The 9676-nt window shown below is 56.8% G+C and carries 5 protein-coding genes and 1 pseudogene; 2 read left to right on the top strand and 4 right to left on the bottom strand.

Annotation, left to right across the window (positions count from 1 at the left end):
* Together QMX86_RS25685 and QMX86_RS25680 are read left to right on the top strand one after the other, a co-directional pair.
* A pseudogene (locus tag QMX86_RS25685) lies at nt 1–938 on the top strand (hypothetical protein); the annotation flags it as partial.
* 250 nt (nt 939–1188) lie between these two features.
* On the top strand, nt 1189–3627 hold the full coding sequence (locus QMX86_RS25680; protein ID WP_073476623.1) for an autotransporter outer membrane beta-barrel domain-containing protein: 2439 nt from the start codon (nt 1189–1191) through the stop codon (nt 3625–3627).
* Nucleotides 3628–3677: 50 nt separating this feature from the next.
* On the opposite strand, the gene QMX86_RS25675 is transcribed toward QMX86_RS25680, so the two are convergent.
* The 4 genes from QMX86_RS25675 to QMX86_RS25660 form a co-directional block, all read right to left on the bottom strand.
* Nucleotides 3678–4187: a hypothetical protein gene (locus QMX86_RS25675; RefSeq protein ID WP_016774894.1), complete on the bottom strand. Its 510-nt coding sequence runs from the start codon at nt 4185–4187 to the stop codon at nt 3678–3680.
* Between the two features lie 167 nt (nt 4188–4354).
* Complete coding sequence (locus QMX86_RS25670) at nt 4355–4996, bottom strand: DUF1345 domain-containing protein (RefSeq protein WP_073476620.1); 642 nt, start codon at nt 4994–4996, stop codon at nt 4355–4357.
* Nucleotides 4997–5142: 146 nt separating this feature from the next.
* On the bottom strand, nt 5143–8235 hold the full coding sequence (locus QMX86_RS25665) for an efflux RND transporter permease subunit (protein ID WP_122704175.1): 3093 nt from the start codon (nt 8233–8235) through the stop codon (nt 5143–5145).
* A 15-nt stretch (nt 8236–8250) separates the two neighbouring features.
* The gene (locus QMX86_RS25660; protein ID WP_282387475.1) at nt 8251–9408 is read right to left on the bottom strand and encodes an efflux RND transporter periplasmic adaptor subunit; all 1158 of its coding nucleotides are present in this window, start codon (nt 9406–9408) and stop codon (nt 8251–8253) included.
* Nucleotides 9409–9676: the final 268 nt, after the last annotated feature.

Below are 9676 nucleotides of genomic sequence, written 5' to 3'. Positions count from 1 at the left end.
TCGACAGTGGAACAATAACTGTAAAAACAGATTTCTCGACGTATCCGCCTTACACGGTTGACCCGACGACCCCCCCCCCTGAGGTAAATCCAGAATTCCGCAAATTGATCGTTCGCGGACAGGCACCTGTTACGGATAACGTGCTGGGCCCTCATGATGTCGATCAGACAGCCAAGGCTCACATCGATGTATCGCCTGTCACCGCCGGAACGACATTCCCTGAACCCGAAGCAGGCGATCTGGTCACTCTGAAGTATCTCGGTGATCAAGGCGAAATCATTGTTAATTCAATAGCAATGGATGTATCGAATATCAATACGGTCGTTCAGATAGATCTGCCATATAGCGTTGTCGGTCCGGGTGGTATTGGGCCTAAAGAGGCTTGGTGGACATATGAAAACCCCGCTCGAAACAATAGCCAGGATTCGGCAAAAGAGACAGTGAATGTCAATACAGTAGTTATTGTTCTTGATAAGCCAGAGTTCCAGCGTCCACCGACCGATGGCACCGAGTACCCAAACATTATCTGCGAGAGCTTGGCGGGGGAGGATCATGTTGCGACGTTCTTGATCAAGCCCAATGATCATTTCACCGATGGGATGGACATCACATTCAATTGGCAAGGTTGGCATGACGATGCTTATACAGTAGATGCGCCGGCTGATACCGTGTTTAGTGATACACGTGCGATCACTTTGCAGGAGCTAAAGGACGGGATGCTTTGGGAGGTGCCATATGTGCCTTTTATTCGTAATCTTCCTCGTCCTCCTGCTACCCCTCCTGATCGAAACGATTTTTATGCGGGCTATGTGAAAATCTGGTACTCGACGCCAACTGTAACGACGTCAGAAGTTCAGGAAATGGTCGTCTACTTGCTCAATGGTGACTTCCTGTACTGCGAGTCGGAACCGGGCTGGGATCCTGCGCCTGCTTCATAAATGGCATTCGCGATCATTGCATTGCCGGAAGAGCCAGCCTCTTCAGGCAATGCAATTTAATTGGAGAAGTAAGAAACATCTCGAAATGTCGCGAGTTGGCGATTAAGCCCACCTACTAAGAGGATTAGTCCTACAGAGAAAGTCCGGACTAGCAGGTATTCTCCGGCGTCGCCTACAAAGGTCGTCTGATGGAATATGTACGTCTGAACCGTCCTTCTTCCGTCCCGATTAACCTCAACGAGAAGTGTATATGACGTTTGAAAATAGCTTGGGACCGACAGTTTTGAAACTCACTGGCACGCTCTCTTGTGCAGCATTACTGATCGCGATATCCGAGACGGCCTTTTCCCGGAATCTCAATCCTGGTGAAGTCGAAACCGTATCCGTCGGTGCTACGCCAGAAGCCTGGTTTATCCCTGCCACTGCCACGCTTAACCTCAATGGTGGTGACGCGCTTAACATTGTGGTCGGCGGTGGAACGTTGAATGCGATTTCCGCCAACACTGCCCAGATTGAAGCCTCAAACGCCCTCGTAACTCTGGATGGGGCGAGGGTGACCGGTAGCAATTTCGACACTGCGCTGAGCTTGACCGACAGCTCGGCAGTGGTGTCCGGCAGTACGCTGTCCAGCGATGGCAGAGCAATGTCGCTTACGCGCGACCTGAACGTACCCGTTGGTTCAACAGCGACCGTCACTGGCAGTACGCTGACAGGAGGTTTCTCGGGCGCAGCGATAACATCCCTCAGTACCTTGAATCTGGTGGACAGCCGGGTTGAAGGGACCGACGCAGATAGTGTTGGCCTCGAACTTTACGGCGGCAACGTCAACATCAGTGCAGCCAGCGAGGTCATCGGAGAACTGGATGGGATCATCTTTGGCGAGGATACTGTCCTTAACCCGAGCGATGTCACCGCACAGAGTGTACTGAAGATTGATGGGTCAACCGTGCAGGGCCGCACCGGCGCAGCGATCAAAGTCGATTTTGCAACGCCAGACGATCAACCGGTATTGATCGAGATAGCTAACCGTTCGAATCTGATCGGCGGCAACGGTAATATCGTCGAGGTCATTGATGGCGCAGCAGCGCGCTTTCAAATCGACGACAGCCAGTTGACCGGCAATGTAGCGGTTGCTGACGGCGGGACCGCCGCGGTTTTCTTGCAAAACAATGCCAGCCTCGACGGCAATTTGATCAACGTCGATTTTGTTTCGCTCGATACCCGAAGCATACTCACCGGTGACATTCAGGGCTCCGGGACTGGCGTCGTGATGCTGGATAACGACTCGATCCTGCACGGTTCGGTTACTGGCGTCAGCGCTATGTCCATCGGGCGTGGCGCTGAATGGAACCTGGTTGGCAACAATTCGTTATCGAATCTCGAAATGCAGGGCGGGAACGTGAGATTCGGCACGCCCGCCGAGTTCGTCCGCCTGGACGTTGCCAACTTGTCAGGCAACGGCCGGTTTTTTTTGGATGCTGACGTGTCCACCGGTGAAACGGACTTTCTCAATGTCACGGAATCAGCCAGTGGCCGGCACGAGCTGGTAGTCGGTGCAAGCGCCAGCGAACCTGTCACCGGTGCACCGGTTCAAGTGGCTAACATCGCTGGCGGGGATGCTGAGTTCGATCTGAGAAACGGTCAGGTTGATCGTGGTGCTTTGGCGTACAAACTGGTGCGAGAAGGCGAAGGTATTTTCCTGCGAACTGATGGGACAACGCCGAGCACAGGTACGCAAACGGCGTTGGCGATTGCCGGTACCGCTCCTACGGTTATCTATTCGGAAATGACCACTCTCAATACCCGCCTCGGCGACCGTCGCATGGCCGGCACTCAGCCCCGATCGCAATCGATTGCTGCATTGGACTCAGATAATCAGAACGCGACCACCGGCCTGTGGATACGGACTCATGCCAATCAGTACAACGTCAAGAATGCCTATGGCGATGGTTACAAACAAAATCAGACTGGCGTCTCGTTGGGGGTGGATACGCCACTACCGATGGGTGATGGCCAATGGTTGATTGGGGTTTTTGGTGGATACAGCACCACTCGCCTTGACCTGGCCCGCGGCAGCGCGGGCACGATCAATAGCACCTATGGCGGGATGTATCTGTCGTGGTACGACGAAATGACCGGGTACTACGTGGATACCGTTGGCAAAATCAACCGTTTCAGTAATGACGTCAAAGTCACATTGAGCGATGACACTCGAACAAAGGGTGACTTCGATAATCTCGGGATCAGTGGGACCGTCGAAGTGGGCAAGCATATAGTCTTGAATCGAGGCTATTTCATCGAGCCCTCTGCCCAGTTTGGTGTAGCGACGGTGAAAGGCAAAGATTATCAGCTGGACAATGGGCTGCAGGTAGACAGCAACGAGACCCGCTCATTGCTCGGCAAGGTCGGAATGACAGTTGGCCGCGAGGTGGTGCTGAACAATGGCGGCAAACTGCAACCCAGGCTGCACGCGGCGGTAAGTCATGAATTCGTTAACAACAACCGTGTCAGCGTCAATGACACTGGATTCAACAACGACTTGTCCAGCACCAACCTCGAGCTGACCGGTGGCCTCAACTGGGTTCCGGCCAATAACAAATGGCAGGTATATGGCGAGCTAGGAACCAGCAGGGGCAGCAAAGCTGACCAGGAGCTGGGAGGGAGTGTCGGGCTGAGCTTCAGTTTCTGATTGCATCAGCATAAAAAAAAGGAAGCCTCGCAGCTTCCTTTTTTCCGTAGTCAGTAAGTGCTTTTTCTTTTGCTCAGGTCGGCGTCAACGACAAATTCCCCAGCAATCGGGAACTCTTCGGTGCCATTCTCTCCACCATGGTCATATGTGCCGGACCAAGTGCCTCTCAGTGTTTTTTCAATGTCGTCATATTTCAATGTCAGGCTCCCGCTCACAGAGACATGCAGGTCGCCCGTCGCGGGATTGGAATAGTAGGTGCTTCTGACATCATCGCTATCTTTGGACAGGTCATAGCTCAACGATTGGGGTTTGAAAGGGAACACAAACTCAAGCGTACGCGTCACACCATCCTTGGTGTGTCCAGCTGTCAAAACGTAACGCAAGCCTTCCGGGTAGGGCTTAGGCCCGAAGGAAGGCACAGAGGTAGATCGAAACTCCATAAACTGAGGGACTTTGACAAACCTGTAGCGTGGATTGGCATCGCCGTTGATCGTGGCTGACAAAAAGGTCTGCGCTGTATCCGGCAAGATCGTCCTGTAGGCTCGGGCTGTATAGCTCATGAGTTATATCTCCATACGATATGGTTGGGGACATCCAAAGACTGACCCGTCCTACTTCTGGATGTTGTATGGAAGCCTGAATGCAGTGCGCCTGTAAACTGTCAGTGTTGACAGTTTACAGGCGCACTTTTTTGTGAGCTTTGAGCAGCAGGAACATGCCGTGTTTTTCAGCCGAACAACCCTGCTGCAATATTGATCGAGAACCCGAGGATCGCTGTATTGAACACGAAACCGATCAACGACTGCGCCAGCACAATCTTTCGAATATCCCGTGTCGCAACACCTACATCCGAAGTCTGCACAGCCACGCCGATGGTGAACGAGAAGTACAGAAAATCCCAATAATTGGGGGTGGTCAGTCCTTCAGCAAAATGCAGTGCCGGCTCCTTGCCGTTCCAGGTGTAAAACAACCTCGCGTAGTGCACGCAAAAGATCACCCCAATCAGCAGCCATGAGCCGATCACCGTCAGCGCTGTGAAGCCGTAGTGCATCAATTTGTGTGTGTTATCCAGATCTTTGCTGCCCGCCAGTTCAAATGTGATGGTGGCCAGGCTTGCCAGCGCGGCGATGCACACGACGAAAAGCACCAGTCCGGCGTTTTCATCCTCGATCTCGGCGATGCGACGCACATCCGGGGCCTTGGCGCGTATGGTCAGCCAGAACATCAGAACCAGGTAAGTCCAGACACCGACGTTCCAGCCAATGAGGATTTTGCTGACGATGGAATCGGCCGGGACCAGCAGACCCGTTGCGAGGCCGAACAGGGCGGCGCCGGAAAGGCGAGGGTGCGTACGGGCGAGGAAGCGCATGGTGACTCACGTTGGTGAACTGTCAGCGCACCATAGCGCAGGCGATCCGGCTTTTGTAAGAGCTGCCGAAGGCTGCGATCTTTTGATCTTCTAAAAGCAAAGTCAAAAGATCGCAGCCTTCGGCAGCTCCTACAATTAGATCAGTGTCATTTGGTGAATCGTTGTACTAGCTTCATGACGACGACGAAGAACACGGGGACGAAGATGACTGCCAGCGTAGCGGTGATCATCCCGCCGATCACGCCAGTGCCGATCGCCTGCTGACTTGCCGAACTGGCACCAGTGGCGATGGCCAACGGCACCACACCGAGAATGAACGCCAGCGATGTCATCACGATCGGCCGCAGACGCAAACGCGCGGCCTGCAACGTCGCATCGATCAGATCGTGACCTTCGTCATACAAGCTCTTGGCGAACTCGATGATCAGGATCGCGTTCTTCGCCGACAGACCAATGATGGTGATCAGTCCAACCTTGAAGAACACATCATTGGGCATCCCGCGCAACGTCACCGCCAGCACCGCGCCGAGCACACCCAGCGGTACCACCAGCAACACCGAAGTCGGGATCGACCAGCTCTCGTACAGCGCCGCCAGGCACAGGAACACCACCAGCAGCGACAAGCCGAGCAGGATCGGCGCCTGATTGCCTGACAAACGTTCCTGCAACGAGAGACCAGTCCATTCCTGGCCCAGACCCTTCGGCCCCTGCGCGACCAGACGCTCGACTTCCGCCATGGCTTCGCCGGTGCTATGACCCGGTGACGGTTCGCCTGAAATCGCGATCGCTGGATAACCGTTGTACCGTGTCAACTGCGCAGGACCTTGAATCCAGTTCGCCTGGACGAATGCCGACAGCGGCACCATGTTCCCGGCGTTGTTGCGCACGTGCATTTTCAGCAAGTCGTCCACTTGGCTGCGCTGGTCGCCTTCGGCTTGCACGACGACGCGCTGCATGCGGCCCTGATTCGGGAAATCGTTGATGTAGCTGGAACCCACCGCAGTGGACAGCACGCTGCCGATTTCGGCAAACGATACACCCAGGGCATTGGCCTTCTTGCGGTCTACAACCAACTGCACTTGCGGCGCTTCGGCCAGAGCACTTTCGCGCACGTTCATAAGCACCGGACTTTTCTCGGCGGCGGCCAGAAGTTCGGTGCGCGCCTGCATCAGCGTCGCGTGACCGAGGCCTGCGCGATCCTGCAATCGGAACTCGAAACCGCTGGAAGTACCGAGGCCATCCACCGGCGGCGGCAGCACCGAGAACGCCATGGCATCCTTTATCTGGCTCAGGGCAACGTTGGCGCGGTCGGCGATGGAACTGGCGGAATCGTCTCCGCCACGTTCAGACCAATCCTTGAGCGTCGAAAACGCCAGCGCCGCATTCTGCCCGCTACCGGAGAAGCTGAAACCCAGGATCACTACGCTGTCACTGATTCCCGGCTCATCGGCGTTGTGCGCTTCGAGCTGTTCGGCCACTTGTACAGTACGGTTCTTCGTCGCGCCGGGCGGCAGTTGAATATCGGTGATGGTATAGCCCTGATCCTCGGTCGGCAGAAACGAGGAGGGCAGGCGCGCGAAACAAAACCCGAGTCCAATCAACAGGACGACGTAGATCATCAGGTAGCGACCGGTGCGCTTGAGCGCATAGCCGACCCAACCCTGATAGCGATCGGTCAGTTGCTCGAAACGACGATTGAACCAGCCAAAGAATCCGGACTTCTCGTGATGCTCACCCTTGGCGACAGGCTTGAGCAATGTTGCGCACAACGCCGGCGTCAACGTCAGGGCGAGAAACGCCGAGAACAGAATCGACGTCGCCATGGACAGCGAGAACTGTTGGTAGATCACGCCGACCGAGCCCTGCATGAACGCCATCGGAATAAACACCGCGACCAGCACCAGAGTGATGCCGATAATCGCGCCGGTAATCTGCGTCATCGCCTTGCGCGTGGCTTCCTTGGGCGACAGGCCCTCGGTGGCCATGATCCGTTCGACGTTCTCCACCACGACGATGGCGTCATCCACCAGAATGCCGATGGCCAGCACCATGCCGAACATGGTCAGCACGTTGATCGAGAAGCCCAGCGCCAGCATGGTCGCGAACGTGCCCATCAGCGCCACAGGCACCACCAGCGTCGGGATCAGCGTGTAGCGCACGTTCTGCAGGAACAGGAACATCACCGCAAACACCAGCAGCATCGCTTCGCCAAGGGTGTAGATCACTTTGGTGATCGAGACTTTGACGAAGGGCGAGGTGTCGTACGGAATCTTGTACTCCACGCCGGCCGGGAAATAGCGCGCCAGTTCGTCCATCTTCGCCCGCACCAGCGTCGCGGTGTTCAGCGCGTTGGCGCCGGGAGAGAGCTGCACGCCGACGGCAGTGGACGGTTTGCCGTTCAGGCGAGTGCCGAACTGATATTCCTGGCTGCCGATTTCGACGCGCGCGACATCACCGATGCGCACCGTGGAGCCGTCGCGGTTGGCCTTGAGCACGATGTCGGCGAACTCCTGCGGCGTCGACAATTGGCCTTTGACCAGAATTGTCGCGGTGATTTCCTGCGTCGAAGGTGACGGCAGATCACCGATGCTACCCGCCGAAACCTGGGCGTTCTGCGCGACGATGGCTTCGTTGACATCCGCCGGCGTCAGGTTGAAGGCGATGAGTTTCTGCGGATCGATCCAGATGCGCATGGCCCGTTCGGCGCCGTACAACTGCGCCTTGCCGACACCGTCCAGGCGCTTGATCTCGTTCATCACGTTGCGCGCCAGATAATCACTTAGCGCCACGTCATCGAGCTTGCCGTCGCTGGAGGTCAAAGTGATGAGCAAGAGGAAACCGGAAGAGACTTTCTCCACCTGCAAACCTTGCTGATTGACCGCTTGCGGCAGGCGCGACTCGACGACCTTGAGGCGGTTTTGCACATCGACCTGCGCCAGCTCGGGGTTGGTGCCCGGTTGGAACGTGGCTTTGATCGTCGCGCTGCCGAGGCTACTCTGCGATTCGAAATAGAGCAGGTGATCGGCGCCGTTGAGTTCTTCCTCGATCAGGCTGACCACGCTCTCATCGACGGTCTGCGCCGAGGCGCCTGGGTAGACGGCATAGATTTCGATCTGCGGCGGTGCGACGTCGGGGTATTGCGCGACCGGCAACTGCGGAATGGCCAGCGCACCGGCCAACAGGATGAACAGGGCGACCACCCAGGCAAACACCGGGCGGTCGATAAAGAACTGCGGCATATAAGAGCGTCCTGCTTACTGACCAGTGGCCTGGGCAAGTGGAAGTGGGGTTTCGTCGATCTGTACCTTTTCCCCGGGACGGGCGTGTTGCAGGCCTTCGATGACAATGCGGTCGCCGGGCTTCAGGCCGCCGGTGACGATCCAGCGGTTGTTCTGCACCGCACCCAGTTGCACCGGTTGCTGCGCCACGCGCATCTGCTCATCGACGGTCAGCACCTGGGCAATGCCGGCACTGTCACGCTGCACCGCGCGTTGCGGTACGGTGATGCCGTTCTGGATGGTTGCCTGCTCAAGGCGTACGCGGATGAAGCTGCCCGGCAGCAAGTCGAGATCCGGATTGGGAAACTCGCTGCGCACAATGATCTGCCCGGTGCCGGGATCGACAGTGATGTCGCTGAACAGCAGCTTGCCGGGCAACGGATACACGCTACCGTCATCCTGAATCAGCGTGGCCTTCGCTTGATCCTGACCGACTTCCTGCAACTGCCCGGAGCGCAATGCCCGGCGCAGTTCATTGAGCTCGCGGGTCGACTGGGTGAGGTCGGCATGGATCGGGTTGAGCTGCTGAATCAGCGCCAGCGGCGTGGTTTCGTTCTGCCCCACCAGCGCACCCTCGGTGACCAACGCGCGACCGATACGTCCGGAAATCGGCGCGGTGACGGTGGCATAGCCGAGGTTGAGTTTCGCCCGTTCAAGTGCTGCCTTGCTGGCGGCAACATCAGCTGCCGTTTGCCGGGCAGCGGCGCGGGCGTTGTCGTAGTCCTGACCGCTGATGGCCTTGTCTTCAATCAATTGGGCGTAGCGTTGTTCTTGCAGTTTCGCCTGAAAGGCGTTGGCCTCGGCCTTGCGCAACGCCGCTTCGGCACTGTCCAGATCGGCCTTGAACGGCGCCGGGTCAATGCGGAACAGCACATCGCCTTTTTTCACGTCGCTGCCTTCGCGATAGGTGCGCTGCAACACCACGCCGGCTACTCGTGCGCGCACTTCGGCAATCCGTGGCGCGGCGATGCGGCCGCTCAGTTCGCTGCTGATCGACAGGGGCTCGGTTTTAATGGTCTCTACGCGCACCGTGGCCGGCGGCGTCTGCTCTTCGGCGTTCGAGGATGAATCACAAGCGCTCAGCGTCAGCGCCAATGCGATCAGGCCGAGCCCGGCCAGCAGTTTTCCAGACATGTAAAACCCCCAATATTGAAGGCCGCATCCTACGGCCAGACGGGGAGGTTAGCGGTGAAGCTTTGTAGCTGCTGTGTGAAATTGTGTAAGGGTTTTGCTCCGTGGCGGGTGAGGGCGTATATCCTGCAGACCTTGAATTCTTTTGTGACGGTTGAACCGCTTTCGCGAGCAAGCTCGCTCCCACATGAGTTTTGTGAACAATGCAAAACCACTGTGGGAGCGCGCTTGCTCGCGAAAGCGGGCTGACATATACCTCAGCAATATCTGG

The organism is Pseudomonas sp. PS01270, assembly GCF_029959775.1.
Lineage (GTDB): Bacteria > Pseudomonadota > Gammaproteobacteria > Pseudomonadales > Pseudomonadaceae > Aquipseudomonas > Aquipseudomonas atacamensis.
The sequence above is the reverse complement of the archived record's forward strand: the minus strand, read 5'-3'. Positions and strand labels throughout refer to the sequence as shown.